Below are 25,037 nucleotides of genomic sequence, written 5' to 3'. Positions count from 1 at the left end.
CTAAAAACAGCAGCTATGCCGTTTTTAGGCAGGCTTATATTATATATAAAAAGCGCCGCGGAAAGAGGACTTTTTCCGCGGCGTCTTTTATTCGATTCGTTTAAATCCTTCGCCAAGCACTTCCGTTGCATCCGTAACAATGATAAACGCTCTGGGGTCCACTTCCCGGACCATTTTTTTCAATACATAGTACTGCGAGCGTCTGACCGCAACCATCAGCACGTTGGAATCCTGTTTCGTATAGGCACCGGTAGATTTTAAGATGGTGCAGCCTCTCCCAAGTCCTCCAATGATCCGTTCGCTCAGTTCTGCCGCTCTGCAGGACATGATGTAGACCAGTTTCCCGGTATCCATACCGTAAAGCAGACTGTCCACCATACGGGAAGAAGTGAAAACAGCCACCATCCCATACAGCGCCGTTTCAATCCGTCCGAATACATAAGCGGAAGTTAAAATGACAATCAAGTCGATCACCATCAGAATTTTGCCAAGCTGCAAATATGGATATTTTAACTGAAGCAGGCGCGAGATGATGTCCGTGCCGCCGGTGGTAAACCCCCGCATGAAAACAATGGCAAGACCCGTACCGATCAGCGCGCCGCCAAACAAGGCGGCAAGCAGGGGGTCTCCTTCATACTGCGGAAATAGGACGGCTATATAGTCCAGCATAAACGAAAGAGTGGCTACCGATATTAATGTCTGGCCGGTAAACTTTGATCCCAAGAATTTCCAGGCAAGCAGCAGCAGTGGGATATTCATGAATAACGACAGGGCGCCCACCGGAAGCCCCGTCAGAAAATGCAGCATAATTGACGCGCCGCTGACGCCGCCCGGCGCAATTTGATTTGGCTGGATAAATACATAAATACCGATCGCAAAAATGAAACAACCTGCGATTGTAAAAACCATATCTACCGCAAATTTCATCATCCTCGCTGAACGATGGTTCATCAAAATGCCTCCCGTTCCTCCGACGTGACTGCCAGCTCAAAAAGCTCCTCAATTCTGCTCATCCTGCCTTGCAGATAAAGATATCCAAAAAGCGCTTCCATTCCGGTGGCCCTGCGATAATCGACGAGTTCCGTATGCTTGGGCGAACTTGCCGAATGAGCGTTCCGGCCGCGTTTAAATACAGCCTGTTCCTCTTCTGTTAACAAATCGAAAAGCTTTTCCAGGGCGGCGGACTGTGCTTTGGCACATACCATGCCAACCGATTTCCGGTGCATCTGATTGACGGGGCAGTTTCCCTCGCCTACGATTTTCCGGCGCGCACAGATTTCATACACCGCGTCTCCCAGAAAGGCAAGCGCCAGCGGGCTCAGCAGCTTCGGATTTGCCATTTCAGCAGTTTGTTCCAGCATATTCCGTCTCCTTATTTAATATAGTCGAATTCAAGATTCAGGATACTCACGGTGTCGCCCTCCTGAATTCCCATCTCTTCCAGCTTGTCGATGATGCCGCTGGACCGCAGCACACGCTGAAAATACTGCAGACTCTCGTAATCATCCGGGTCAACAAGCCCGAAAACAGAAGCCAGCCAATCCGCTTCCACCACATAAACGCCATCCTCCACGCGGACATCAAACACATCGCGCGCCATTTTCGCATTGACATCAACCGGCACATGATCCACTTCGTACTGCTTAATGGGGGGCAGTGTATCCAGCGTCCGCGACACCGCATATATCAATTCTTTCGTTCCCATTGCAATCGGTGCGCTGATCTCAAACAGCTGATAGCCCTGCTCTTCGATAAAAGCGCGGAACGTTTTCAGCTGTTCTTCCGTTGCCAGATCGCACTTATTGGCGGCAACGATCTGCGGACGTTCGGAAAGCTCCAGATTAAAATTGCGCAGTTCGGCATTAATGGATTGAAAATCCTCAATCGGATCTCTTCCCTCACTGCCCGCCACGTCGACAACGTGAACAATCAGGCGGCAGCGCTCCACATGGCGCAGAAACTCATGCCCAAGGCCGACTCCCTCGCTCGCGCCTTCAATCAGTCCCGGAATATCCGCCATGACAAACGATTTGCCAGCTTCCACGGACACCACCCCCAGAACGGGTGTCAGCGTGGTAAAATGATAGTTTGCAATTTCCGGTTTCGCCGCACTGACTACGGACAGCAGGGTGGATTTCCCCACATTTGGGAAGCCCACCAGCCCCACATCTGCCAGCAGTTTCAGTTCAAGAAACACCTCATAGTCCTCACCGGGCAGTCCCGGTTTGGAAAAACGCGGCACCTGCCTGGTCGGGGTTGCAAAATGGCTGTTCCCCCAGCCGCCTTTTCCGCCGCGCGCAACAACCACCGGCTCATCTCCGGAAAGGTCGGCCATTACTCTGCCGCTTTCCGCTTCTTTGACAACCGTTCCCTTTGGCACTTTGATAATCATATCGGGGGCATTTTTGCCGTTACAGCGTTTGGTTGAGCCATTCGCTCCGTTCTGGGCAAAATAACGTTTTTTAAATTTAAAATCTACCAGAGTAGACAAATTCGTATCGGCAATAAATAAAATATTGCCGCCGCGTCCGCCGTCCCCGCCGTCCGGCCCGCCTGCGGCCACAAATTTTTCGCGGTGGAAACTGACAGCTCCGTTCCCGCCGTCTCCGGCCTTGATTTTTATTTTTACCTTATCTACAAACATAGCTGCTCCAATCTTTCCAAAACAAATATCATGATTCTGTTATGATTCCCAAAACGAACAAAAATCCCGAGTGGCTTCACTCGGGATTTTTCACCATTATCACTGTACGGGGCAAATCGAAACCTTTTTGCGGTCGCGTCCCATACGCTCAAATTTTACACGTCCGTCTGTGAGAGCGAACAAAGTATCGTCTGAACCAATTCCAACATTGGTGCCCGGATGGATATGTGTTCCCCTCTGGCGAACGAGAATGTTTCCGGCAAGTACAAACTGGCCATCCGCTCTCTTCACGCCGAGGCGTTTGGATTCGGAATCACGTCCGTTCTTGGTGGAGCCTACGCCCTTCTTATGTGCCATGAAATAACACCTCTGCTTTCTTCGAAAAAATATTAAGCCTTGATCGACTGGATTTCAACCTTTGTATAAGGCTGTCTGTGGCCCAGTTTGCGGGCAGAGCCCTTCTTGGAACGGTAGGTGAAAACGGTGATTTTCTTCTGCTTGCCGTTTTTCAGCACCTTGCCGGTCACGGTAGCGCCCGAAACAGTCGGGGCGCCGGTCACGATTCCGTCATCCTTGCCGACAACAAGAACCTGATCGAAATCCACGGTGGAGTCGACTTCAGCATCGAGCTTCTCGATATAAACAACATCGCCTTCGGAAACACGATATTGTTTTCCGCCTGTACAAATTACTGCGTACATTTTGTATCCTCATTTCATAAGTCTCGCTGTTACAAGGCGTCGCCTACGCGCACTTATAGCCCGGAACATGCGGCATAGATTATTTTAGCACAGCGGATAAGCCATGTCAAGCGGGTTTAGGGACATTCTACTGTTTTTTTGCCGCGGTAATGGTGTTTTTCAGCAGCATGGTAATCGTCATCGGGCCGACGCCGCCGGGTACCGGGGTAATCGCGCCCGCAACCTCCCCGACCGCCTCAAAGTCCACATCGCCGCAGAGCTTTCCGTTCCCGTCGCGGTTCATGCCGACATCGATGACCACAGCGCCCTCTTTTACCATTTCAGCTGTGATAAAGTTCGGTTTGCCGACAGCGGCAACCAGAATATCCGCGCGTCGGGTTACTTCCGCAAGATTCTTTGTTCTGGAATGGCAGACCGTAACCGTTCCGTTTTCATGCAGGAGCAGCATCGCCATCGGCTTGCCGACGATATTGCTGCGGCCAACTATCACGCACTCCTTGCCTTCCACTTCAATGCCGGTGGAATGAATCAGTTCCATAATCCCGGCGGGGGTGCATGGCAGAAAACGATAATCCCCGAGCATGATTCTGCCGACGTTGGAAGCGTGGAACGCATCCACGTCCTTATCAGGAGAGATTGCCTCAATGACCGCATTGGAATCGAGATGGTCCGGCAGCGGAAGCTGTACGAGAATTCCGTCGATATCCGGTTTTTTATTCAGCGTTTCCACCAGATCCATCAGTTCGCGCTGCGTTGTGGCGGCAGGCAGTTCATACTTTTCAGAGTAAATGCCGAGCTCTTCACAGCCTTTTTCCTTGTTGCGCACATAGACCTGTGAAGCCGGGTCATCACCCACCAAAACCACTGCCAGTCCGGGTGTAATTCCCTGCTCCGCCAATTCTTCCACTTCGGCTTTCATAGCCTCCCGCAAAGATGCGGAAACCGCTTTCCCATCAATCAGCATTGCTTTCATCTTGATCATTCTCTCCTTCGGCCTTATCTGTCGTTTGTTCTTCCTCTGATGATATAACGCTTTCCTGCTGTTCCACTGATGGGGTTTCGGCCGCTGGGGGCTGCTTTTCCTCCGCGGGCTTCTGGTAAAACGTTCCGTTCAGGACAGCCTGTCCTTCCGCGGTATCCACATAAAGCTTTAAGTATTCCTGATCCCCCGATTTTTTGATTTTTGAGCGAATCAGCAGCCAGATTGCAATCGAAGCAATGACCAGTATTACGGCAAGCGCCTGGGAAACCCGCACATTGCCCCACATGAGGCTGTCGGTGCGCAATCCTTCTATAACGGCGCGTCCGGCGCCGTACCATGCCGCGTACAGCAGTGTCAGTTCCCCGTCAAAGCGGCGGCGTCTGGCTGCAAACGCAATCAGAAGGAACCCAATCAGGCACCACATTGACTCGTAAAAAAAGGTAGGATGCACCGGCATTGCGGGGTCCACCGCAACGCCCTGGGCGGCAAGTGCCGCCTGATGGCGTGTCAGGTATTCGGCTATGGAGGGGCTTGTCATGCCCCACGGCAGGCTGGTGTTGGAACCAAACGCCTCCACATTGATGAAGTTGCCCCAGCGGCCGATGGACTGTCCCAAAATCAAACCGCCTACCGCCAAATCCGCCATCGGGATAAACCGCACCTTACGGATTTTGCTCGCCCAGGCCCCCACCAGAAAGCCGCCGATGACACCGCCGTAAATAGCAATGCCGCCTTCCCATATTTTGATTACATCGGCAAGATTGTCCCGGTACTGCTCCCAGGAGAAAATGACATAATAGGCGCGCGCGCCAATGATTCCACCGATCACGGCGCCCAGAACCACGTCCATAACACGGTCGGAATCAAGGCCGAAAAGCCGCGCGCGTTTTACAATATAAAGAATCCCAAGCAAAAACGCCAGTGCGATGATAATGCCATACCAGTAAATTGGATGGCCTAGCACCGAAAAGGCGACCCGGTTAATGGTAAACTCACCGATTCCCAGCCCGGGGAAGGAGACTGTCTGGTTCATTTTTCGGTTTCCTCCCCGTCAACCGGATAGATCACCGAAAGCGCCGATTTTTCCGGATCAAAATCCAGTTTGAGTCTTTCGGCAAGCTGTTCCTTCGTTGCGTTTGCCACAATATCGAGCAGTGAATAGATATCGTCCATTCCCGCAAAATAGGTGGCTGTCATCAACCCCGCGACTGATTCCGTGCGCGCGTACATGCCGACATACCGTCCATAGGTTGCACGGCGCGCCAGCTCAAAGGTTTCCCTGTCAATCCCCTCGCTGCACATTCTGACAATTTCTTTGCGGATTTCATCCGCCACGCGCTGCGGTTCGCGGCTCTCCCCGGCAAAGATGGCGCACATATAGTCGCGCCCCGCCATGATTTCGGTATCAAACGTAGCATTGATGATGCCGGCGTCATACATTCTGCGGTACAGCGGCGTCATCTCGCCCGCGATCAACTCGCAGAGGATCTCATCAAGCACCTGATTTTTCAGGTTTTCCGATACGCCTTCTGATTTGCACTTAAACCCGAGGTTAAACAGCGGCGCGGCGACCGAAAGCTTCTGTTCGACAAGCTTTTTCGCAACAGTTCCCGAATCGGGGAATTCCTTGCGTTCAATTACAACCGGTTTTTCGTCCGGCTTGAGCACCTGATCCGCCACCCGGAGCACAGTGTCCACATCGAAATTGCCCGATACGCAAAGCACCATATTGTTCAGATTATAAAAAGTCCGATAGCAGCGGTAGAGCAGTTCATGGTCGATTTTCGCGATCGATTCGACCGTTCCCGCAATATCGATTTTCACCGGATGGTTCTCATACAGCGCGCCTAAAAGGTTAAACAGAACCCTCCAATCGCCATTGTCGTCATACATGCGGATTTCCTGTCCGATGATCCCCTGTTCTTTCTGGACGGACTCCTTTGTGAAATACGGGCGGCGCACAAAATCAAGCAGAATGGACAGAGACTCCTCAAACTTGTCGGTGCAGGCAAACAGATAGGAGGTTTTGTCAAAAGAGGTAAACGCGTTGGCGGAAGCGCCTGTCTTTGCGTAAAGCGCAAAGGCGTCGCCGTCCGGATTTTCAAACATTTTGTGTTCCAGAAAATGGGCGATTCCTTCCGGCACGTCGATAAAATCGCTGTCGTCCTGCGTACGGAAGCCGGTATCCACAGAGCCCACATTCGCCGTAAAGGTGGCGTAGGCGGTGGAGTAGCCTTTCATCGGGCACAACAGCATTGTAAGGCCGGAATCGTGCTTGATTTTTACCATTTCTTCCCCGAGCCGGGCAGATTTGATCACTTGTTTTTTCATCGTTACTCCGCCTCCTTTCCAGTCAGAAAATAAACGGTATCGAGCGTTACCCGCCGCGCGGCGGCGATGATATCTTCGCGGGTGATCTCCTCAAGCAGTTCCGTCTCATCGGACGGCGAGTAACATTCGCCTCCCATAATCTGCGTCAGGTACCACTCCTCGATGGCGCCCAGCGAATCCCCGACCGATTTCAGCGAATTCTGCATGATCAGGCGCGAGGCCACGATTTCCTGGTCGCTGAAGCCGCCCTCTCGCAGGACATCCAGCTGCTTTAAAATCTCGTCGTAAGCTTTCTGCTTGTTGCGCTTCTCCACGCCGCTGTCCACAAACATCAGGCCGGTCAGCCGGTCGAACCGCGCGGCGCAGTAGTAGCAAAGGCTCAGTTTTTCACGCACATACGTAAACAAACGGGAATTCGGCGTTCCGCCAAACAGGGCCACCATCATGCGCGTCGCGCCGAACTCCCTGCGGCTGGTAATGTTTCCGGTACGGAAGCCCATGACCAGTTTGGACTGCGCGACATCCATCTCGTCGGTTGTTTCCTTTACGTGATCGGCGCTGAGCTTTGTTACGGTGCGTTCCACCGCAACGGGGCTGCGCCGCAGGCCGCCGAAAGCCTTTGCAAAAATATCCGCGGCAATCTCCGGGTTTCCGCAGCCGACAAAAATCAGCTCCACCTGTGCGGTTTTCATGATATTCTGATAAGCCTCGGAAGCAGACTGTGCCGTTATCCGTTTTGCATCCTCAATATAGCCGTATTTCTCAATGGCGAGGGTTTCCCCCTCACACATGATCGATTTGCAGCGGCTCATCGCATAAGCGCGCTTATCGTTGATCAGGCTTTCGATGGTGTCGATAATCTGCTGTTTTTCCAGCTCCACATCCTGCTCCGAAAACAGCCCGCCGTTCATATTGGGGTCAAGCAGAACCTCTGTCAGAAGCTGGGCGCACGACGCGATCATGCTTTGCCCGTCCATCGCAAACCGGTCGTCTATCCCATAGATAGACAGCTCCAGTACCTGATATCCCCCAAATTTCGAGACGTCGCAGGACAGATTTGCCCCGTATAATTCGCAGAGCCTGCGGTTTAACTGGGTAAAATCCGGGCAGACCCGGCTGCCTTTGCGCAGCACAAACGGTACCACAGCCTGATTTGTGACCGTATCACGGTTCAGAGGCAACACCATATTGGCGGTGATTCGGTTATGTTTAAATTTCGGATCGGTGACGCTGCTGAAATGCACGCCGCCGCAAAGCTGAATCCTTTGGAACTGATCACTCATTCAATAATCTCCTTCTATTGATTTCTTCGGAAGATCGATTCCGTATCCCTGAAACTAAAAATAATCTTCTTTAGCAAACATGCCCATTATTTTTTACAAAAAACAGTATAGCACAAAATAATCCCCGCGTGCACCTTTTTTTACAGTATTCGCAAATCGTTCATAAACAAAAATGTACCGCATGCCATGCTGCTATTTTTGACCAAACAGACACGTTTACTCCGAAAACAGAAAATTGCCCGCCAGGTTTTCCATACCCGGCGGGTCAAGCACATTTTCTATTTCAAAAGTTCCAAAAGTCCGCTTTCCCCGATGACGGTTACGCCAAGGGCTTCCGCCCTGGCCAGCTTGCTGCCGGCTTCCTCACCGGCCACCACATAGTCCGTTTTTTTCGAGACACTCCCGCTCACCTTACCGCCCGCCGCTTCAATTTTTTCCTTTGCTTCGCTGCGGGAGAGGGTCGGCAGTGTGCCCGTCAGCACAAAGGTCTTGCCGGCAAGGCTGTCCCCTACGGGCGCGTCCTCGCATTGCATGGAAAGTCCCAGTGCGCGCAGCCGATCGATCAGCCGGCGGTTCTGCTCCAGCTGGAAAAAATCCGCGGCGCTCTGCGCCATGATGCTTCCATAGCCGTCAATCTGCGCGATCTCTTCCGCAGAAGCCGCGAGAATCCCATGCACAGTTTGAAATCTGCGCGCCAAAAGCTGCGAAGCCTTTTGCCCGATGCCGCGGATACCAAGCGCGTATACCAGCCTTGAAAGGCCCCGGCTTTTCGATTTTTCCAGCGCGTCCAGCAAATTCTGCGCACTTTTTTCCCCCATGCGCTCCAGACCGCTCAGCTGCTCAAGCGTCAGCGTATACAGGTCCGCCGGCGAATGGATCAGCCCGGCATCCAGAAGCTGATGCACAACAGCAGGGCCAAGCCCGTCGATATCCATTGCGTCACGGCTGGCGAAGTGCACCAGATTTCTCGCGATCTGTGCCGGACACGCCAGATTCACGCAGCGGAGTGCGGCTTCGCCTTCCTCCCGCTCGGCTCGGCTGCCGCAGGAAGGACAGGTCTCCGGAATCCGGTAGATGGGCGCGCCCTGCTGATGTTCGGCCACTGCGACAACCTCCGGGATGATATCCCCGGCCTTGCGAACGACGATGATATCGCCGATCGAGATTCCTTTCTCATCGATAAAATCCTGATTGTGCAGGACCGCGCGGCTGACCGTCGTGCCCGCGAGCGTAATCGGTTCAAAGACCGCCGTGGGCGTCAGCGCGCCCGTCCGGCCGACCTGGACCGCAATCTCCAAGAGCTTTGTTTTCTTTTCTTCCGGCGGATATTTGAAAGCGACCGCCCAGCGGGGAAACTTTGCGGTCGCGCCAAGCAGGCGCCTGTCCGCAAAACGATCCACCTTGACTACCGCGCCGTCGATGTCAAACGGATAATCATACCGCTTTTCTCCAATTGCTTTGATTTCTGCGATGGCATCGTCGATTTTTTCAAACGGCTTAAAGGAGGGAATCACTTTGAACCCCAGACTTTTCAGATATTCCAGCGACTGGCGGTGGCCGGAAAGCGTCTCCCCATCGATCCGCTGGATATTGAAAACGAAAATATCCAGCCCGCGGGAGGCGGTAACGCGGCTGTCTTTCTGCCGCAGGGAACCTGCCGCGGCATTGCGCGGGTTTTTGAAGGGTTCCTCCTCGTTTTCCAGCTGCCGCGCAACAACCTTTTCAAAGCTCGAACGCGGCATATACACTTCGCCCCGCACCTCGAGAAATGCCGGGGGATTGCTGCTCAGAAGCGTCATGGGAATCGAACGCACCGTCTTGAGATTTTCAGAGACATCCTCCCCGGTGATGCCGTCGCCGCGTGTCGAACCGCGCACAAAAGCGCCGTTCTGATATTCGAGCGAAACGGAAAGCCCGTCAATTTTGGGCTCCACAATATAAACCGGTTTGTCGACGTGTTCCCGCACGCGGCTGTCAAACGCCTCCAGCTCCGAAAAGTCAAACACATCCTGCAGTGACCCCATCTGCACCTCGTGCCGCACAGGCGCAAAGCTGTTGAGCGCCGCGCCGCCGACCCTGCGGGTCGGCGAGTTTTCCAGGGCAAGCTGCGGGTACTGCGCTTCAAGGTCGATCAGCTCGTGCAGCAATTGATCATATTCATAGTCGGAGATAGAAGGATTATCGAGGACATAATAACTGTAATTATGCTTTTCTATCAGCCGACGCAGTTCCCCCGCGCGTTTTTCTGCCTGTTTCATATCCATGAATGAACGTCCTCCTGAAATATCATACGAACTGCCCACGCGATGTGTGGGCGCAATCAGCAAAGCAATCTGCTCTGCAGGTATTGTACCACATTTTTCCGCTGTAAACCATGCTTTTGTTATTCGGGAAGCTGCGCACCGTAATCATTGAACTGCCCTAAGAGATCGGATTTCTCCCCGTTGATATCCGTATAGGCTTCGGGTACCTTCCCCACAATAATTGTCTGTGCGATACACAGGTTGGTTGTGACATCTGTGGTAACCGTATAAACAGGGATGACCGCGCTGACCGACGCGGTCACCTTCAGCATGATCTGGTGGAGCGTCTGGTTGATCCCGGCGGACTGGAAGTTATTATAGATTTCCGTCTGCACGTAACCGACAGGAAGCACTTTGAATTCCACGACAGGGCCGCGTCCGGAAAGGATCTGCCCGCCCAGCAGGGTTCCAAGCGGGACCCGGACGGTGCTGGCGGCGTCCTGAATCAGCTGCTCCGAAACCCGGTTGGTCACCAGTGATTTCAAGCGGTTCATCGTGATCATATCGGTTTCCAGCGATGAGACCTCACCCTCGCTATCCTTTTGGATACTGACAATACTGTTATAAACGACATCTTCTTCCGATATGACGTGGATCACCGCATTGTTTATGGAACGGGTGGCGGCTAACTTTGCCTGATAAGTCGTAATCATTTGTATGACGGGGCGGATGCGGCTGTCTATCCAAAAAACACCTACCACGACTGCCATGACAAGCGCCATCAGTTTAAAAGCCTTCAGTTTTTTCTTTTTAATCCGGATCGTAACAGGTTTCATCTGCCCGCCCCCTTTTCTCTATTTTTATTCAAACGGCGCATAAAATGTGCAGAAAGCCCTCTTATAATAAGGAAAGTCTTTTCAAACAGCAAAAAACAAGAACGCCTGAATAGCGGGCAAGGCAAAGTATGATTCAGTCTGCACAATCGATTTGATGTTGTATAAATAATCCCGGTTGGTATAATGTTATTTATGGAATCTGAAAAGAAAATTCTTTTGTTCTATCGTTTTGCCTTTGAGCCGACAGAATATTTTACAGCGGGAGGAATGGTCTTATGGTCAAATACACACTTCAGGAAGAGCAGATGCTGGAAGATTTGCGCCGTCTCCTGAAAATCAAAAGCGTGAACGGTGAGTGTGGGGAAGTTACTGCGCAGGCGCCTCTGGGTCGGGGTGTTTACGACGCTATCGAATATATGCTGTCCCTGGGAAGGAAATTCGGGTTCCGCACGAAAAATGTGGACGGATACTGCGGCTGGATCGAGATGGGCGAGGGTGACAGGATGGCCGCCGTCGTGGGGCATCTGGACACCGTTGCCGCTGACAGCGGCTGGAACTTTGAACCGTTTGACGGAACCATATCAGACGGCAGGCTTTACGGGCGCGGGGCCAGCGATGACAAAGGGCCCAGTCTCGTTGCGCTTTATGCGATGAAAGCCCTGGCAGACAGCAAAGTTCCGCTGGGCAAACGTATCCGCCTGATTCTCGGCGGGGACGAAGAGGCCGGCGGCTGGCGGTGCATGCAGCGCTACAAGCAGACGGAAGAACTGCCCCAATGCGCGTTTACACCCGATTCCGAATATCCCGTCACCTATGCGGAAAAAGCGATTCTGCATATCCGTATAGCGAAAAAACTGGAAAGCGGTGTTATGCCGATTTTTCTGGAGGGTGGAAACACCATCAATGTCGTCCCTGCCGCGGCAAAAGCGGTTGTAAACGGGGTAGAATATACGGAAACAGGAAAAGCCGCGCACGCCATGGAACCCCAAAAAGGCGTAAACGCGGTTTTGAAGCTGTGCGAAAAGCTGCGCGGGCAAGGAGTCACACACCCGTTTTTAGAGCTTGCCGAAATGGCAAACCCCGAAGGGCTCTCTATCGCATTTTCCGATCAGATGTCCGGGGAGCTCACCATCAATCCGTCCATTGCGCGTGTCAGCGAAACCGAAGCCTCCCTTTCCTGCGACCTGCGAATTCCGGTCACCATCGAAAAAGATACGGTGCTGAATGCAATTGAAGCCGCGGTACGTCCGCTCGGATTTGAAGTGTCTGTCCTGCACTACCTGCCCCCGCTTTTTGTGGACCCAAGGTCCGCGCTTGTCACCACCCTGCAAAAGGTCTACCGCGAGTGTACCGGCCGTGATACCCCGCCCGCGGCCATCGGCGGGGGCACCTACGCGCGCGCTTTTGACAATGCGGTGGCATTTGGCGCGCTGTTCGAGGATGAGGAAGTTTCCTACCATAAACCCAACGAGTTCTGGAGTCTGGATTCGATTCGGAAGAACTTTCAGATCATGGCGAATGCAATTGCCGTGCTTTAAGATGATGGATATTAAAAAAACCGGCGCTGTAAAACAGCGCCGGTTTTTCTATGCGCATATTACTGCGCGGTGAGGAGTAAGATAGGATGTAAAATTATAAGAACAAGGAGGCTTTCTATGGAATACCTGGTTCAAGTGGAACAGGACGTCAATATCTACATAGAAGATATCAACCCGAAAAGCGACAAGGTGATCTTATTTCTGCATGGCTGGCCCGCGAACCACAAGATGTTTGAATACCAGTATGAGCCGCTGGCAAATCTGGGATACCGCTGCATCGGTATGGATACGAGAGGATTCGGCCAATCCGACAAACCGTTAAGCGGCTATCATTACGACAGGCTGGCGGATGACGTTTTCGGTGTCATCAACGCGCTCAAGCTGGACAACATCACGCTGACCGGCCACTCGATGGGCGGCGCCATCGCAATCCGGTATATGGCGCGCCATATGCAGGAGCATGTTTCCAAGCTTGCCCTGTTTGGCGCGGCCGCTCCGAGCCTGACCCAGCAGCCAAATTTCCCGTACGGTTTACCGGCTTCAGAGGTCAGCAAACTGATTGACGAGACCCATCAGAACCGGCCGCAGATGCTGGACGACTTTCGAAAGATCTTTTTTCATCAGCCTACGACAGAGGCCTTTAACACCTGGTTTTTCCTGTTGGGGATATCTGCCGCAAGCTGGGCCACCGTCCAATGCGCAGTCACTTTCCGGGATGAAACACTCTTTACAGATTTGTCCAGAATTTCAGTCCCCACCCTGATCCTGCACGGCGTTCACGATCAGGTCTGCAAATTCCAGCTGGCTCTCGCCTTAAAGCAGGGGATCAAAAACGCCAAGCTGGTGCCGTTTGAAAACAGCGGGCATGGTCTGTTTTGGGATGAACGTGAAAAATTCAACCGGGAACTGGCTGCATTTCTCGGTTCATAAAATTGCCGCTTACAACTTTTATGAAACGTGCATAGGCCGAATATTGCATCCGAAATCGCTGATACTAGGTTTGAGGTGATGATATGGCCAAAGCAAAAGTAAAAAATCACAGAACTTTCGATAATCCCATTGGCGAACAGCAAAAGCTTGCGAACCTGCAAAATTCCGCTCAGGTAAACAACAAAGACATCAATCAGGAGCACAACGTAAAAAAAGAATCGTTGGGTCCCAATACAAGGCGTTAGGAGCTGTTAAATATGAGCGAACAAAACAAAAAACGCAGCACCAAAAATCATAAAAAGGAAGACGGCAAATTTCATTCCAAAAATATTAAGCATGACCCCTCTGCGGAAAGCGCACGGGCGGTATTCGGCCTGAACCCCGTTTCCGGCGAAGAAAAGCATGAGTTCCGTTAAGCAGCTGTTCTCCGAACTGGATGAGCACTTGCAGCAGGATGCGCGTCCTTCCGAATACTGCGAACGTATTTCATCAGGACAGGAATTCCAGTCGTATCCGTTCAGCATGCTCTACCAGCTGAAAACCACGCCGCAGTCGCCCAGGCACCACCCGGAAGGCAGCGTCTGGAGCCATACCCTGCTGGTGGTGGACATGGCCTCTCAATACCGGCAAAAAAGCAAAAATCCCCGCGTTTTTCTGTGGGCGGCAATGCTTCACGACATCGGTAAACCATCCACCACAGAAATCCGCAAAGAAAGAATCACTTCCTATGATCATGATATCGTCGGAGCAAAACTTGCGAAAGACTTTTTAGCATGTTTTACAGATGACAGCCTATTTATTCAGAATGTTTCCGCATTGATCCGTTACCACATGCATCTTCTTTACGTGTTAAACAATCTGCCCTACGGTGACATCAAAGGTATGCTGCAAACGGTGGATCTTGATGAACTTGCATTGTTTGGTTTATGCGACCGTCTGGGCAGAGGCGGCTCCGACCGGCAAAGGGAAGAAGCCCAAATGGAACTGTTTATTAAGAAGTGCAAAGCTATGAAAGGAAATGAATATGGCAAAAGCAGGAATGCGCAGACCCGATCCGAAGGAACCCCACGGCACGGAGAGCAACCATAAGCTCCACATCCCCAAAAATGACGTGCCGCCCGTTCCGGAGCTTCAGGGCAAAGCAAAGCGCACGAAAGAAAAAGCAAACCCTATTTAAGAAAATCCATTCAGCGATTTCCCAAAAAACAGGACGCCCGCAAAACGGGCGCCCTGTTTTTGAATGGAACGAGCCGGATTAATACATGCCGCCGCCTGCGGGCATAGCCGGAGCAGCCGGGGTTTCTTCTTTTTCGTCTGCGACAAGGGACTCGGTCGTGAGCACCATCGAAGCAACGGAAGCAGCGTTCTGAATAGCGCTTCTGGTCACCTTGGTCGGGTCAACAATACCCATCTCAATCATGTCGCCGTAAACTTCTTTGTAGAAGTCAAAGCCGTAGCCCACCTTGCGGGAGCGTTTGACTTTATCAATAATTACAGAACCTTCCAGACCTGCGTTGATGGCAATCTGGCGGATCGGCTCTTCGAGCGCTTTCAGGACAATTCTCGCGCCGGTCTTTTCGTCGCCGTCCAGAGAAGGAATCAGTTTTTCAACTGCCGCAGTCGCATTCAGCGGGGCAACGCCGCCGCCGGCGACCACGCCTTCTTCCACAGCCGCCTTGGTTGCGGAAAGTGCGTCCTCAATGCGCAGTTTTTTCTCTTTCATCTCCACTTCGGTAGCAGCGCCGACTTTGATGACCGCAACGCCGCCGGAGAGTTTGGCAAGGCGCTCCTGCAGTTTTTCTTTGTCATATTCGCTGGTAGTGGTTTCAATCTGGGAGCGGATCTGGGCAACGCGGGCTTTAATCGCGGAGGACTCGCCGGCGCCATCCACAATGATGGTGTTCTCCTTCTGAACCTTCACCTGACGCGCGCGTCCGAGCTGGCTTATCTGGGTATCTTTCAGCTCAAGGCCAAGATCAGCAGTAATGACTTCGCCGCCGGTCAGGGTTGCGATATCCTGAAGCATTTCCTTACGTCTGTCACCGAATCCCGGAGCTTTTACGCCGACGCAGGTAAAGGTGCCGCGCAGACGGTTGACAATCAGGGTGGACAGCGCTTCGCCTTCAATGTCTTCCGCAATGATCAACAGCTTTTTGCCGGACTGAACAATCTGCTCGAGCAGCGGCAGGATTTCCTGAATAGATGCAATCTTTTTATCGGTAATCAGGATGTACGCGTCATCCAGAACAGCTTCCATCTTTTCGGTATCGGTTACCATATAGGGGGTGACATAGCCGCGATCAAACTGCATACCTTCCACAACTTCGGTATAGGTTTCAGCGGTTTTGGACTCCTCGATGGTGATTACGCCATCCGCGGAAACTTTCTCCATAGCCTCGGAAATCAGCTTGCCGATAAACTCGTCGCCAGAAGAAACAGAAGCAACGCGGGCGATGTCCTCACTGCCCTTTACCTTCTTGGAATTTTCTTTTACGGCATCCACAGCGGCATCTACAGCCTTTGCCATACCTTTTTTCAGGATCATCGGATTGGCTCCGGAAGCAACGTTCTTCATGCCTTCACGAACAAGGGCCTGTGCAAGCAGGGTTGCGGTAGTAGTACCGTCTCCGGCGGCATCGTTGGTCTTGGTAGCGACCTCTTTTACAAGCTGCGCGCCCATGTTTTCAAACGCGTCGGGCAGTTCAATTTCTTTCGCAATGGTAACGCCGTCGTTGGTGATCAGCGGAGCTCCGAATTTCTTATCAAGCACCACATTGCGGCCCTTGGGTCCCAAAGTGATTTTCACGGTGTCAGTCAGTTTGTCGATACCGGCCTGAAGAGATTTTCTGGCTTCTTCGCCATATGAAATAACCTTAGCCATAACAGTTCATTCTCCTTTTAATGTTTGATGATAGTTTGCAGTTGTCAGTCTTCCACAATCGCAAGGATGTCGCTCTGACGAAGAATGGTGTATTCCTGACCGTCAACCTTCACCTGACTGCCGGAATATTTGCTCATCAAAACTTTGTCTCCCACCTTGACAGTCATGGTGACTTCTTTGCCGTCCACCATTCCGCCCGGTCCAACAGCAAGGACTTCAGCGACCTCAGGCTTCTCTTTCGCGGAGCCTGCGAGGATAATGCCGCTCTTGGTTGTTTCCTCTGCCTCCACCATTTTGGTGACAACTCTGTCTGCCAAAGGCTTAATCGTCATGAAAAATTCCTCCCATATGATAATAATATAATGAAAAACAAGGTTCCTTAGCACTCGTTATCTTTGAGTGCTAAACTTATTTTAACCTAATTTTTATAAAAATCAAGACTTTTTTTTATGTTTTGTAAGAATTAACATTTTGGTAACAAACGAACTAGAATTTTCCTGAAAAGCGATATCTCTGTATATATTGACAGATACCGCCCGCAAAATTCGTAGAATCCTAAAAAAGAAAGAATAGAATTGCATAAACAGCCCCGCCCTTCCGAACAAAAAGGGCGGGGCTGCATCGGCTGTTTTCAGCCATTCATTTCTTCAAGCAGATCATTACGTTCATTCCATAGTTTCGGGGACAAATCCACATAATAACGGTGGGGATGTTCAAACCGTTTGACCTCATCCCACAGATGCGCAACCTGATCCGCGCAGTACCGGCGGATATCATCCAGCGCCGGAAGATCATAAACGCACCTGCCGCGGTCAAAAATCTGGACAAGCAGGCGTTCGGCGCGGTAATCTGTCAGCGTTTTCTTTTTCCATGTCGCAACCGGGTCAAAAATCGTAATCGGCTTGCTGTCGTCCACCTGTTCCCCGCGCACTGTCACATAATCGGCAATAGCCTGCCCCGTTTCGCGGTTAAAGAACCGGTATAGGTCTTTATAGCAGGGGGTCGTGATCTTTTCGAGGCTCTCACTGATCTTGATTTTTGGCATAAAGGCCCCGTTTTCTTCGACCGCCGCCAGTTTATAGACCCCCCCGAAGACCGGGTCGGATTTGCTGGTGATCATATTCTCCCCGACCCCGAAGGAATCCACCTGAGCGCCCTGCAAAATCAGATCGCGGATAATGTATTCATCCAGAGAGTTGGACGCCATGATCTTGACGTCGGGGTACCCCGCCTCGTCAAGCATTTTACGTGCCTTTTTGGACAGATAGGCAATGTCCCCGCTGTCAATGCGGATTGCCTTGGGGCGGAAGCCCATCGGTTTGAGCACCTCGTTTGCCACTTTTATGGTGTTGGGGACGCCGGACTTCACCACATTGTAGGTGTCCACCAGAAAAACGCAGTTATCCGGGTAGATTTCCGCATAATTTTTGAATGCTTCGTATTCGCTGTCAAACACCTGCACCCAACTGTGCGCCATCGTGCCGACCGCAGGAATGTTGAACTCCCGATCCGCAATGGTACAGGCCGTTGCGTAGCAGCCGCCGATATAAGTGGCGCGGGCGCCCAGAATCGCCGCGTCATAACTCTGCGCGCGGCGGGAGCCAAATTCGGATACCAGCCTGCCTTCCGCCGCCCGGCAGATGCGGTTCGCCTTTGTTGCCATCAGCGACTGGTGGTTTATGGTCAGCAAGACCATTGTCTCAATCAGCTGCGCCTGAATAATCGGCCCGCAGACAACCACAACCGGCTCATACGGGAAGATCGGCGTTCCCTCTCTGACCGACCAGATGTCGCAGCAAAACTGGAAATTTGTGAGGTAATCTAAAAATTCTTCGCTGAACTGCCCTTTTTCCCGCAAATACTGGATATCCTCGTCTGTAAATTTCAGATTTTTCAGGTACTGCACCAACTGTTCCAGTCCGGCAAACAGTGCAAAACCGGCATTATCAGGAATTTTACGGAAAAACATATCAAATACGGCCCGTTTTTCCGTAAAACCGTGTTTAAAATATCCATTGGACATCGTCAGCTCATAAAAATCTGTCAGCATGGTCAAATTTCTCTGCATCAAATCAATCGACATTCCATCACCCCATCGCATAGGCTGCGTACTTTGTAGTTATTGTTCAATAGTTTACACCTTTTGAAAAGATTTGGCAATCAGAATCGTTCTGTAAAGTAATACAAACAGCTCACAAGCGGTTTGCTTTTTCCCGCAAGTATGGTATACTAATACATTGTGAGCGATATGGAACAGGAGCGTGTATTTATGCGAATCGCACTATTTACCGAGACATACCTGCCGCACATCAACGGTGTTGTTACACACGTGAAATCTTTAAAAGACGGGCTTGAACATCTGGGGCATGAGGTACTGATCGTCACAGCGGACGCCGGGGCACGCCGCCATTATATTGCGGACGGCATCCTGCATTGTCCCGCCCACACATCCAATCGTTTTTACGGTTATGGAGTCGCTCTGCCGCTTTCGACAACCAGATTAAAATACATCAGTCAATTTAATCCGGACATCATCCACGTACACAACGAATTCGGTATCGGCCTTTCCGGCATCATGATTGCGAAATTACTGCGTATTACGTTGGTCTATACCCTGCACACCATGTACGATGAATATATTTACTATGTCGCGCCCCAGCCGCTCGTCCCCGTCACTACAAAGCTTTCCCATGAATATACCAAATTCTTCGCCAAATCAGCCCAGGCGCTCACGGGGCCGTCCAAAAAGTGCGAAGAATATTTCCGCAAGGTCGGTGTTTACAAGCCTGTCAGCGTGATTCCCAACCCGGTTGATCTTGAAGCATTCGACCCTCATAAAATCGACGAAGAGAAAAAGCGCGTCTTCCGCCAGACATTCGGTTACACCGATCAGATGATGATCGGTGTATTTGTCGGGCGGTTGGGCAGAGAAAAGAGCGTAGACGTTCTATTAAACTATTGGAAAGAAACGATCCTTCCGCAGGAACAGGTCAAGCTTTTGATTATTGGCGACGGCCCCTGCCGGGAGGAGCTGGAAGAGCAGGCCCGGGAACTGGGCATTACCGATATGGTCACCTTTGCGGGAAAAGTTCTGCATGAAGATATCCCCCCCTACTTTGCCTGCTGTGACTTCTATATCACCGCTTCCACCTCCGATACGAATTCCATTTCCATGCTGGAAGGCATGGCGATGGGGCTTCCGGTCCTGCAAATCACAGACCCGCTGAACGAGGGGCAGGTCAAAGACGGTGTCAACGGGTTTATTTTCAACGACGCGCAGGATATGGCAGATAAAATCCGCGAACTCAAAAACATGCCCGCGGAACAGCGGGAGGAATTCCAGCGTTCCGTCAGGTGCTCCGTAGAACACAGCGGCTCCGTCAATCTGGCCGAATATGTGCTTAATGTTTACAACAACGCCCTTGACGAAAAACAGCGCAGGCATTTCCCGCTGCATATCAAAATGCATACCGGCAGCGGATTTAAGATTCATCTGCACCGGCCCAATCTGAAGCTTCGCCTGCATAAGCCGAAGTTCCGGCTGCACATTACTAAAGGAGGATTTCATATAGATGAAAAATAATTACGATATCGCGATTATCGGAGGGGGCATCGGCGGGCTGATGGCTGCTCACCGCCTTGCGGAACTTGACCCCTCCCTTTCCATTGCACTGTTTGAAAAAGGCAATCCGCTCGACCGGAGAATCTGCCCCATCATTGCCAAAAAGACAAAGACATGCATTAAATGCAAATCCTGCGCAATCATGGAAGGGCTTGCCGGCGCGGGGGCATTCTCGGACGGAAAATATGTGATCAGTACGGAATACGGCGGCTGGCTGACCGAATTCCTGCCGGATGAGACCGTCATAGACTATATTGAGCAGGCAGATAAAATCCTGATCAATTTCGGCGCTACGACCGAACGCTTTATGCCGAGCAACGAGCTGAAAAAGCTCTGCCTCAAATACGACCTGCATATGAGCCAGGCGCAGGTGAAGCATCTCGGGACAGATTCCAACTTTGACACCATGCTGAATCTGATTCATGCGCTTGAGGACAAGGTTGAAATCCACACGAACAGCAATGTCACCAATGTCGATAAAGAAACCCACACGCTCACGGTGCAGAGCAAGGGGTCCGAGCAAACCTGTACCGCGGATAAAATCATTTTCGCGGTCGGCCGAGCCGGAAGTCTCTTTTTCTCCGACTGGTGCGAAAAAAACAATATCCCGCTCCATAATAACCAGGTGGATATCGGTGTGCGCGTAGAACTTCCCTCTCTGGTCTGGGAAGATTTCGCAAAGAAGATCTACGAACCGAAAATCCGCTACCGCTCCAAAGAATACGGCGACATCATCCGGATGTTCTGCTTCAATGACCGGGGACAGGTTGTCACGGAAAACACGAACGGCGTGCTGACCGTCAACGGGCACAGCTACCGTGATGAAAGCCGCAAAACGAAGAATTCTAACTTTGCTCTGCTTTCAACCACCAACTTTACGCAGCCTTTCAAAGAGCCGATTGAATACGCGCGCCATGTGGCAAGCCTTGCAAACCTGATCAGCGGCGGCAGTGTTCTGGTGCAGCGGCTCGGCGACCTGGAGGTCGGGCGCCGCACCGACGAGAAGCGCCTCCGGCAGGGTACGGTACGCCCCACCCTTTTCGCGGTTCCCGGCGACCTCAGCCTTTGCATCCCGAAGCGCCAGCTGGACAACATTATTGAAACGCTCCATGCGCTCGACCAGATCGCGCCGGGTACAGCCAATTACGATACCCTGCTTTACGGGATCGAATGCAAATATTATTCCGCGCGTCCGCGCTGCAATGAGTTCGAAATCGAAGGATGTCCCGGTATTTACGCGGTCGGAGACGGCGCCGGATTTACCCGCTCCCTTTCGCAGGCATCCGCCAACGGACTTTATGTAGCCGATTTGATCGCGAAAAACGTCTGATTGCTGATGAAAAAGCGCTGTGCGGCTTAGCCGTACAGCGCTTTTCTTTTCACATCGTTTGATTTTTCCTTGCCTGGGCTTCATCCCTGATTTCATGCCGCATGCCTTCCAGCGCTTGCTCACGGCGCTGGTTTTTCTCTTTCAGCACCTGCTTCATCTTCTGATCCGGTGTTGTCGCAATCATTTCCTCGGCCCGGTGCATATTTTCAATTGTCATATCGATATTTCTCTGAATTCTGTCAACATTATCGCTGCGGTCGTCAGGATTCGGTTTCATTTTTCAGTTCAGCTCCTTTGTATCAGTTTGTTTTCGTTAGTATTTTCCTTTTATTAGTCTAATATACGACCGGATTTTATAATTTCGTATCAGCAAAAAATTGGCATAAGAATCCCCCTTGGAAAAATCATCATTCCAAGGGGGATTCTGCTACCTCTGTTCAAATCTGATAAACCGGCTTCCGCGATAGTATAGGATTCCTTTCTGTTGGCGGAACAGCGATCCATATACCCATGGTGAAACGGAAAACCTGAGTGTTCTGTCTTTTGTCAGAAACACCGCAGTGTATCGGGTGATAAATCTTGCGCCCGTACGGGTTCCCAGAGAGGTGTCGTGTGTTTCATAGAAATCCGCAACGGTGGCTTCCACCGATATTTCCCTCGAACAGAAATCCCGGAAAAAGCGCAGGCTGTACCCGATAATGAGCGTCGCAAAAAAAGCAAAGATCAATATGTGAAATAAAATATCGACGAACGCTTGCATGAAATCACCGCCTTAACTATTTTACAAGTTCTATACGGCAGAGATTTATTCCTTTTTGAACAAATCCATCGGATTGGTCATGCCGATGACCGCGTCCTCACCGGCATCGGTTCCCCGATACATCAGAGTATCGTCCGCCGCGACTTCGAAATAGACCCGCTTTGTGTCGTCGCCGATAAAGCCGTCAAAACTCAGATTATCCACGTCAATGGTGATCAGCAGGCCTTTATCCACCTGGTAGCTGCCGTTGATTGCGCCCATATTGGTCAGAAGATTCACATTAAAGCGGCAGGTGCCGTCCTCCCGCAGAACGAGATTCGGGCAATAGATATCCTCAACACCCTCGGTACGGAATACATATTTTCCGGCCAGCGACGCGAAGTCCGTTTCGGCTTCTTCTGATGATGATTCCCCCGCTTCCGAGGAGGATTCCTCCTCTTCCCGCTCACTGGAATCTGCAACGTCGGACGAGGATACAGCAGGTTTTTTATCCGCAGATTCTGTTTGCAGCTGCCGCGCAGTGCAGCCGCCCAGCAGCAGAACCGCAAAAAATATAACGAACATCCGATGAAAAAGCGACATGACTTTTCTCCTTTAGACTTGATCTTTTCCGGCGTTTCTTTTTTATTTTAACATGAATTGGTTAGAAAATCTACTGCCGCAGGGTCATTTTTACCTGTTTTAGCATAAGATGGATTGCTTGCGTTTCTATGGTAATTTTGCTATAATGGACGCAATCAAAGCCGTTTACGCATTTTCAGAGCGGCTTTGCAGGACATCAGGAAAGGAGGGCCGGAAATTACATCTTTTCAGCTGGAGGTGATAGGGCAAAAGTGACGGTACAACAAGCGCCAGAGCCGCCAAAGGCGGCTGACGAGGTGGGAGGTTCATCGAAACGTTCGGCGGATGCCTCTCCGCTTGGCTTCCAAGCGCAGCCGATCTGAAAACTTCCGGGCAACCGGATCGACAGACAGTTCGGCAGGAAGTGAAATGAATCGTACAGCATTCGTCCAGCTCCGCACGGCCGGGAAGGAATGCTTCTGAAACCATATATAGAACAAAATTTGATAAGCGCCGTGCGGAGAAAAGGAATCTCTATGTGCGGAATTGTTGGATACGCCGGAAGCCGTGAAGCTTCTGACGTTTTATTAGGTGCACTCTCCGGGCTGGAATACCGCGGCTATGATTCTGCCGGTATCTCTGTTCTTACCGAAAACGGAATCGATACGGTGAAATCAAAAGGCAGGCTTCAGGCCCTGGCTGACCGCCTTAAAACCCATCCCCTGTCAGGCCACTGCGGCATCGGGCATACCCGCTGGGCAACCCACGGGGAGCCAAGCGATTTGAACGCGCACCCGCATGTGACGGAAAAGCTGTCGTTGGTACATAACGGCATCATTGAAAACTATCAGCAGATCAAAAATAAACTCGTGACCAGCGGTTACGAATTTGTATCCCGTACCGACACGGAGGTGGCGGCAAAACTGATCGATTCGCTTTACAGCGGCGACCCTGTCGACACCATCCGGCGAGCGCAGGAGCAACTGGAAGGCTCTTATGCGTTCGCGATTCTGTTCGCGGACCATCCCGGGACCATCTACGCCACACGCAAAGGCAGCCCGCTGATTGCGGCAAAAACAGAAACCGAAGGGTTTATCGCGTCCGACGTGCCTGCCATCCTGCAGTATACCCGCACCTACGTCCTGCTGGAAGAGCTGCAGATCGCCGCGGTTTCGGCGGACGGGATCAGCCTGTTCAACCCCGACGGCTCGCAGCCGGTTTTGGAATACCGCACCGCGTCGTGGACGGTGGAGCAGGCGCAGAAAGGCGGATACCCGCATTTTATGCTCAAGGAGATCTATGAGCAGCCGAAAGCGCTCCGCGATACGGTTCACCCGCGGATTTCGGATGGGCTCCCCTCCTTTGAACTGCAGGACGATATCCCCGAAGGCTTCTGGAAACAGTTCGAAGCTGTGACCATTGTTGCCTGCGGCACCGCCATGCACGCGGGCATGCTCGGCAAAGCGCTGATTGAAAAGCTGGCGCGGATTCCCGTGGAATGCGACATTGCTTCCGAATTCCGTTACCGCGACCCGATTCTGACCCCGCGCACGCTGGTGCTGCTGATCTCGCAGTCGGGCGAGACCGCGGATACGCTGGCAGCCCTCCGGCTGGCAAAAGAGCGCGGCATCACCACCCTTGCGGTGGTTAATGTGACCGGCTCGTCGATTGCGCGGGAAGCGGACTACGTCATTCACACCTATGCGGGACCCGAAATCGCGGTAGCTTCCACAAAGGCCTATTCGGTGCAGCTATCCGTCATGTATCTGATCGCGTTTAAACTGGCGCTGGCAAACCGCCGGATCAGCGGCGAAGAGGCACAGAATCTGACGGCGGGCCTGCTGCACGCGATTGACGCCACGGAACAGGTTCTGACTTTGGGCGCTGATATTCAGGAATATATCAAACGCTATCAGACCCTGAAGGATCTGTTCTTCCTCGGGCGCGGACTGGATTATGCGCTTTCCATGGAAGGGTCCCTGAAACTGAAGGAGATCAGCTACATCCACTGCGAGGCCTATGCCGCGGGGGAACTCAAGCACGGCACGATCTCCCTGATTACCGAAGGGGTCCCGGTTGTGGCCGTCGCAACACAATCCGCCCTGCTGCCAAAAATGATCAGCAATGTGAAGGAAGTACACAGCCGCGGCGCGGATATCCTGCTGATCTGCAAAGATGGGTTCGAAGTAGATCCCGACGTTTACAGCAAATGCATCCGGCTGCCCGCCCTTGACGACCTGTTCATGCCGGTCATCGGCGTGCTGGTGCTCCAGCTCCTGGCCTATCATACGGCGGTGCTGCGCGGCTGCGATGTCGATAAACCCCGCAATCTTGCAAAATCTGTTACCGTTGAATAAGGAACGATAGAAAAATCCCTCATTCCGTCTTTGGAATG

The 25,037-nt window shown here is 51.8% G+C and carries 25 protein-coding genes; 8 read left to right on the top strand and 17 right to left on the bottom strand.

Annotated elements, in window-relative coordinates; translation table 11 throughout:
• Positions 1–87: 87 nt before the first annotated feature.
• From C1A10_RS15125 to yunB, 11 genes are all read right to left on the bottom strand, one after another.
• Positions 88–951, bottom strand: a complete 864-nt coding sequence (locus tag C1A10_RS15125; protein ID WP_101911046.1) for a YitT family protein — start codon at positions 949–951, stop codon at positions 88–90.
• Positions 951–1,361, bottom strand: a complete 411-nt coding sequence (locus C1A10_RS15120) for a Mini-ribonuclease 3 (RefSeq protein WP_101911045.1) — start codon at positions 1,359–1,361, stop codon at positions 951–953. Before C1A10_RS15120 ends, C1A10_RS15125 begins: the two co-directional genes overlap by 1 nt.
• 11 nt (positions 1,362–1,372) lie before the next feature.
• Positions 1,373–2,644, bottom strand: a complete 1,272-nt coding sequence (gene obgE, locus C1A10_RS15115) for a GTPase ObgE (protein ID WP_101911044.1) — start codon at positions 2,642–2,644, stop codon at positions 1,373–1,375.
• A gap of 99 nt (positions 2,645–2,743) precedes the next feature.
• Entirely contained in the window at positions 2,744–3,001 is a 258-nt protein-coding gene (gene rpmA, locus C1A10_RS15110; protein WP_101911043.1) for a 50S ribosomal protein L27, read from the bottom strand.
• A 32-nt stretch (positions 3,002–3,033) separates the two neighbouring features.
• Positions 3,034–3,345 (bottom strand): 50S ribosomal protein L21, encoded by a 312-nt coding sequence (gene rplU, locus C1A10_RS15105; protein ID WP_101911042.1) that lies wholly within the window; start codon positions 3,343–3,345, stop codon positions 3,034–3,036.
• Between the two features lie 127 nt (positions 3,346–3,472).
• Complete coding sequence (gene folD, locus C1A10_RS15100; RefSeq protein WP_101911041.1) at positions 3,473–4,318, bottom strand: bifunctional methylenetetrahydrofolate dehydrogenase/methenyltetrahydrofolate cyclohydrolase FolD; 846 nt, start codon at positions 4,316–4,318, stop codon at positions 3,473–3,475.
• Positions 4,299–5,360, bottom strand: coding sequence for a prolipoprotein diacylglyceryl transferase (lgt, locus tag C1A10_RS15095; protein WP_101911040.1), 1,062 nt, complete (start codon positions 5,358–5,360; stop codon positions 4,299–4,301). The genes folD and lgt overlap by 20 nt, the downstream gene beginning before the upstream one ends.
• Positions 5,357–6,658, bottom strand: coding sequence for an EF-P 5-aminopentanol modification-associated protein YfmH (gene yfmH, locus C1A10_RS15090; protein ID WP_101911039.1), 1,302 nt, complete (start codon positions 6,656–6,658; stop codon positions 5,357–5,359). Before yfmH ends, lgt begins: the two co-directional genes overlap by 4 nt.
• Positions 6,659–6,660: 2 nt before the next feature.
• A complete protein-coding gene (yfmF, locus tag C1A10_RS15085; RefSeq protein ID WP_101911038.1) occupies positions 6,661–7,941 on the bottom strand; it encodes an EF-P 5-aminopentanol modification-associated protein YfmF in 1,281 nt (426 codons plus the stop codon).
• Positions 7,942–8,219: 278 nt separating this feature from the next.
• Positions 8,220–10,205 (bottom strand): NAD-dependent DNA ligase LigA, encoded by a 1,986-nt coding sequence (gene ligA / locus C1A10_RS15080; RefSeq protein WP_101911037.1) that lies wholly within the window; start codon positions 10,203–10,205, stop codon positions 8,220–8,222.
• Between the two features lie 119 nt (positions 10,206–10,324).
• The gene (yunB, locus tag C1A10_RS15075; protein WP_101911036.1) at positions 10,325–11,020 is read right to left on the bottom strand and encodes a sporulation protein YunB; all 696 of its coding nucleotides are present in this window, start codon (positions 11,018–11,020) and stop codon (positions 10,325–10,327) included.
• Positions 11,021–11,295: 275 nt separating this feature from the next.
• Here yunB and C1A10_RS15070 point away from each other — a divergent pair, with 275 nt between their 5' ends.
• The 5 genes from C1A10_RS15070 (at position 11,296) to C1A10_RS15060 (ending at position 14,577) form a co-directional block, all read left to right on the top strand.
• A complete protein-coding gene (locus tag C1A10_RS15070) occupies positions 11,296–12,558 on the top strand; it encodes a Sapep family Mn(2+)-dependent dipeptidase (RefSeq protein WP_101911035.1) in 1,263 nt (420 codons plus the stop codon).
• Positions 12,559–12,675: 117 nt separating this feature from the next.
• Complete coding sequence (locus C1A10_RS15065) at positions 12,676–13,488, top strand: alpha/beta fold hydrolase (RefSeq protein WP_101911034.1); 813 nt, start codon at positions 12,676–12,678, stop codon at positions 13,486–13,488.
• An 83-nt stretch (positions 13,489–13,571) separates the two neighbouring features.
• Positions 13,572–13,733 (top strand): hypothetical protein, encoded by a 162-nt coding sequence (locus C1A10_RS18590; protein WP_180951170.1) that lies wholly within the window; start codon positions 13,572–13,574, stop codon positions 13,731–13,733.
• 12 nt (positions 13,734–13,745) lie between these two features.
• Positions 13,746–13,904 (top strand): CPC_1213 family protein, encoded by a 159-nt coding sequence (locus tag C1A10_RS18585; RefSeq protein ID WP_180951169.1) that lies wholly within the window; start codon positions 13,746–13,748, stop codon positions 13,902–13,904.
• The gene (locus C1A10_RS15060; protein WP_101911033.1) at positions 13,891–14,577 is read left to right on the top strand and encodes an HDIG domain-containing metalloprotein; all 687 of its coding nucleotides are present in this window, start codon (positions 13,891–13,893) and stop codon (positions 14,575–14,577) included. Before C1A10_RS18585 ends, C1A10_RS15060 begins: the two co-directional genes overlap by 14 nt.
• A 166-nt stretch (positions 14,578–14,743) precedes the next feature.
• On the opposite strand, the gene groL is transcribed toward C1A10_RS15060, so the two are convergent.
• The 3 genes from groL to C1A10_RS15045 form a co-directional block, all read right to left on the bottom strand.
• A complete protein-coding gene (gene groL / locus C1A10_RS15055; protein WP_101911032.1) occupies positions 14,744–16,369 on the bottom strand; it encodes a chaperonin GroEL in 1,626 nt (541 codons plus the stop codon).
• 44 nt (positions 16,370–16,413) lie between these two features.
• Positions 16,414–16,701 (bottom strand): co-chaperone GroES, encoded by a 288-nt coding sequence (locus C1A10_RS15050; RefSeq protein WP_101911031.1) that lies wholly within the window; start codon positions 16,699–16,701, stop codon positions 16,414–16,416.
• Between the two features lie 299 nt (positions 16,702–17,000).
• On the bottom strand, positions 17,001–18,452 hold the full coding sequence (locus C1A10_RS15045; protein WP_180951168.1) for a nicotinate phosphoribosyltransferase: 1,452 nt from the start codon (positions 18,450–18,452) through the stop codon (positions 17,001–17,003).
• 186 nt (positions 18,453–18,638) lie between these two features.
• Here C1A10_RS15045 and C1A10_RS15040 point away from each other — a divergent pair, with 186 nt between their 5' ends.
• On the top strand, positions 18,639–19,952 hold the full coding sequence (locus C1A10_RS15040) for a glycosyltransferase (protein WP_242968949.1): 1,314 nt from the start codon (positions 18,639–18,641) through the stop codon (positions 19,950–19,952).
• Positions 19,942–21,321, top strand: a complete 1,380-nt coding sequence (locus C1A10_RS15035; RefSeq protein ID WP_101911029.1) for an NAD(P)/FAD-dependent oxidoreductase — start codon at positions 19,942–19,944, stop codon at positions 21,319–21,321. Before C1A10_RS15040 ends, C1A10_RS15035 begins: the two co-directional genes overlap by 11 nt.
• 49 nt (positions 21,322–21,370) lie before the next feature.
• Here C1A10_RS15035 and tlp read toward each other — a convergent pair whose 3' ends face one another.
• The 3 genes from tlp to C1A10_RS15020 all read right to left on the bottom strand — a co-directional run bounded on the left by tlp (position 21,371) and on the right by C1A10_RS15020 (position 22,663).
• The gene (gene tlp / locus C1A10_RS15030) at positions 21,371–21,598 is read right to left on the bottom strand and encodes a small acid-soluble spore protein Tlp (RefSeq protein WP_101911028.1); all 228 of its coding nucleotides are present in this window, start codon (positions 21,596–21,598) and stop codon (positions 21,371–21,373) included.
• A 150-nt stretch (positions 21,599–21,748) separates the two neighbouring features.
• Positions 21,749–22,081, bottom strand: coding sequence for a DUF2500 family protein (locus tag C1A10_RS15025; protein WP_101911027.1), 333 nt, complete (start codon positions 22,079–22,081; stop codon positions 21,749–21,751).
• Between the two features lie 45 nt (positions 22,082–22,126).
• Positions 22,127–22,663: a hypothetical protein gene (locus tag C1A10_RS15020; RefSeq protein WP_101911026.1), complete on the bottom strand. Its 537-nt coding sequence runs from the start codon at positions 22,661–22,663 to the stop codon at positions 22,127–22,129.
• Between the two features lie 515 nt (positions 22,664–23,178).
• Between C1A10_RS15020 and glmS the strand changes: the two genes are divergently transcribed.
• Positions 23,179–24,999, top strand: a complete 1,821-nt coding sequence (glmS, locus tag C1A10_RS15015; protein WP_101911025.1) for a glutamine--fructose-6-phosphate transaminase (isomerizing) — start codon at positions 23,179–23,181, stop codon at positions 24,997–24,999.
• Positions 25,000–25,037 lie beyond the last annotated feature (38 nt).

The sequence above is a fragment of the Marasmitruncus massiliensis genome (assembly GCF_900186535.1).
Classification (GTDB): domain Bacteria; phylum Bacillota; class Clostridia; order Oscillospirales; family Ruminococcaceae; genus Anaerotruncus; species Anaerotruncus massiliensis_A.
The sequence above is the reverse complement of the archived record's forward strand: the minus strand, read 5'-3'. Positions and strand labels throughout refer to the sequence as shown.

Bases quoted from the DNA above. Each gene is read 5' to 3' on its own strand.
- C1A10_RS15125 (WP_101911046.1), bottom strand. From the start codon at position 951: ATGAACCATCGTTCAGCGAGGATGATGAAATTTGCGGTAGATATGGTT.
- C1A10_RS15120 (WP_101911045.1), bottom strand. From the start codon at position 1,361: ATGCTGGAACAAACTGCTGAAATGGCAAATCCGAAGCTGCTGAGCCCG.
- obgE (WP_101911044.1), bottom strand. From the start codon at position 2,644: ATGTTTGTAGATAAGGTAAAAATAAAAATCAAGGCCGGAGACGGCGGG.
- rpmA (WP_101911043.1), bottom strand. From the start codon at position 3,001: ATGGCACATAAGAAGGGCGTAGGCTCCACCAAGAACGGACGTGATTCC.
- rplU (WP_101911042.1), bottom strand. From the start codon at position 3,345: ATGTACGCAGTAATTTGTACAGGCGGAAAACAATATCGTGTTTCCGAA.
- folD (WP_101911041.1), bottom strand. From the start codon at position 4,318: ATGAAAGCAATGCTGATTGATGGGAAAGCGGTTTCCGCATCTTTGCGG.
- lgt (WP_101911040.1), bottom strand. From the start codon at position 5,360: ATGAACCAGACAGTCTCCTTCCCCGGGCTGGGAATCGGTGAGTTTACC.
- yfmH (WP_101911039.1), bottom strand. From the start codon at position 6,658: ATGAAAAAACAAGTGATCAAATCTGCCCGGCTCGGGGAAGAAATGGTA.
- yfmF (WP_101911038.1), bottom strand. From the start codon at position 7,941: ATGAGTGATCAGTTCCAAAGGATTCAGCTTTGCGGCGGCGTGCATTTC.
- ligA (WP_101911037.1), bottom strand. From the start codon at position 10,205: ATGGATATGAAACAGGCAGAAAAACGCGCGGGGGAACTGCGTCGGCTG.
- yunB (WP_101911036.1), bottom strand. From the start codon at position 11,020: ATGAAACCTGTTACGATCCGGATTAAAAAGAAAAAACTGAAGGCTTTT.
- C1A10_RS15070 (WP_101911035.1), top strand. From the start codon at position 11,296: ATGGTCAAATACACACTTCAGGAAGAGCAGATGCTGGAAGATTTGCGC.
- C1A10_RS15065 (WP_101911034.1), top strand. From the start codon at position 12,676: ATGGAATACCTGGTTCAAGTGGAACAGGACGTCAATATCTACATAGAA.
- C1A10_RS18590 (WP_180951170.1), top strand. From the start codon at position 13,572: ATGGCCAAAGCAAAAGTAAAAAATCACAGAACTTTCGATAATCCCATT.
- C1A10_RS18585 (WP_180951169.1), top strand. From the start codon at position 13,746: ATGAGCGAACAAAACAAAAAACGCAGCACCAAAAATCATAAAAAGGAA.
- C1A10_RS15060 (WP_101911033.1), top strand. From the start codon at position 13,891: ATGAGTTCCGTTAAGCAGCTGTTCTCCGAACTGGATGAGCACTTGCAG.
- groL (WP_101911032.1), bottom strand. From the start codon at position 16,369: ATGGCTAAGGTTATTTCATATGGCGAAGAAGCCAGAAAATCTCTTCAG.
- C1A10_RS15050 (WP_101911031.1), bottom strand. From the start codon at position 16,701: ATGACGATTAAGCCTTTGGCAGACAGAGTTGTCACCAAAATGGTGGAG.
- C1A10_RS15045 (WP_180951168.1), bottom strand. From the start codon at position 18,452: ATGTCGATTGATTTGATGCAGAGAAATTTGACCATGCTGACAGATTTT.
- C1A10_RS15040 (WP_242968949.1), top strand. From the start codon at position 18,639: ATGCGAATCGCACTATTTACCGAGACATACCTGCCGCACATCAACGGT.
- C1A10_RS15035 (WP_101911029.1), top strand. From the start codon at position 19,942: ATGAAAAATAATTACGATATCGCGATTATCGGAGGGGGCATCGGCGGG.
- tlp (WP_101911028.1), bottom strand. From the start codon at position 21,598: ATGAAACCGAATCCTGACGACCGCAGCGATAATGTTGACAGAATTCAG.
- C1A10_RS15025 (WP_101911027.1), bottom strand. From the start codon at position 22,081: ATGCAAGCGTTCGTCGATATTTTATTTCACATATTGATCTTTGCTTTT.
- C1A10_RS15020 (WP_101911026.1), bottom strand. From the start codon at position 22,663: ATGTCGCTTTTTCATCGGATGTTCGTTATATTTTTTGCGGTTCTGCTG.
- glmS (WP_101911025.1), top strand. From the start codon at position 23,179: ATGTGCGGAATTGTTGGATACGCCGGAAGCCGTGAAGCTTCTGACGTT.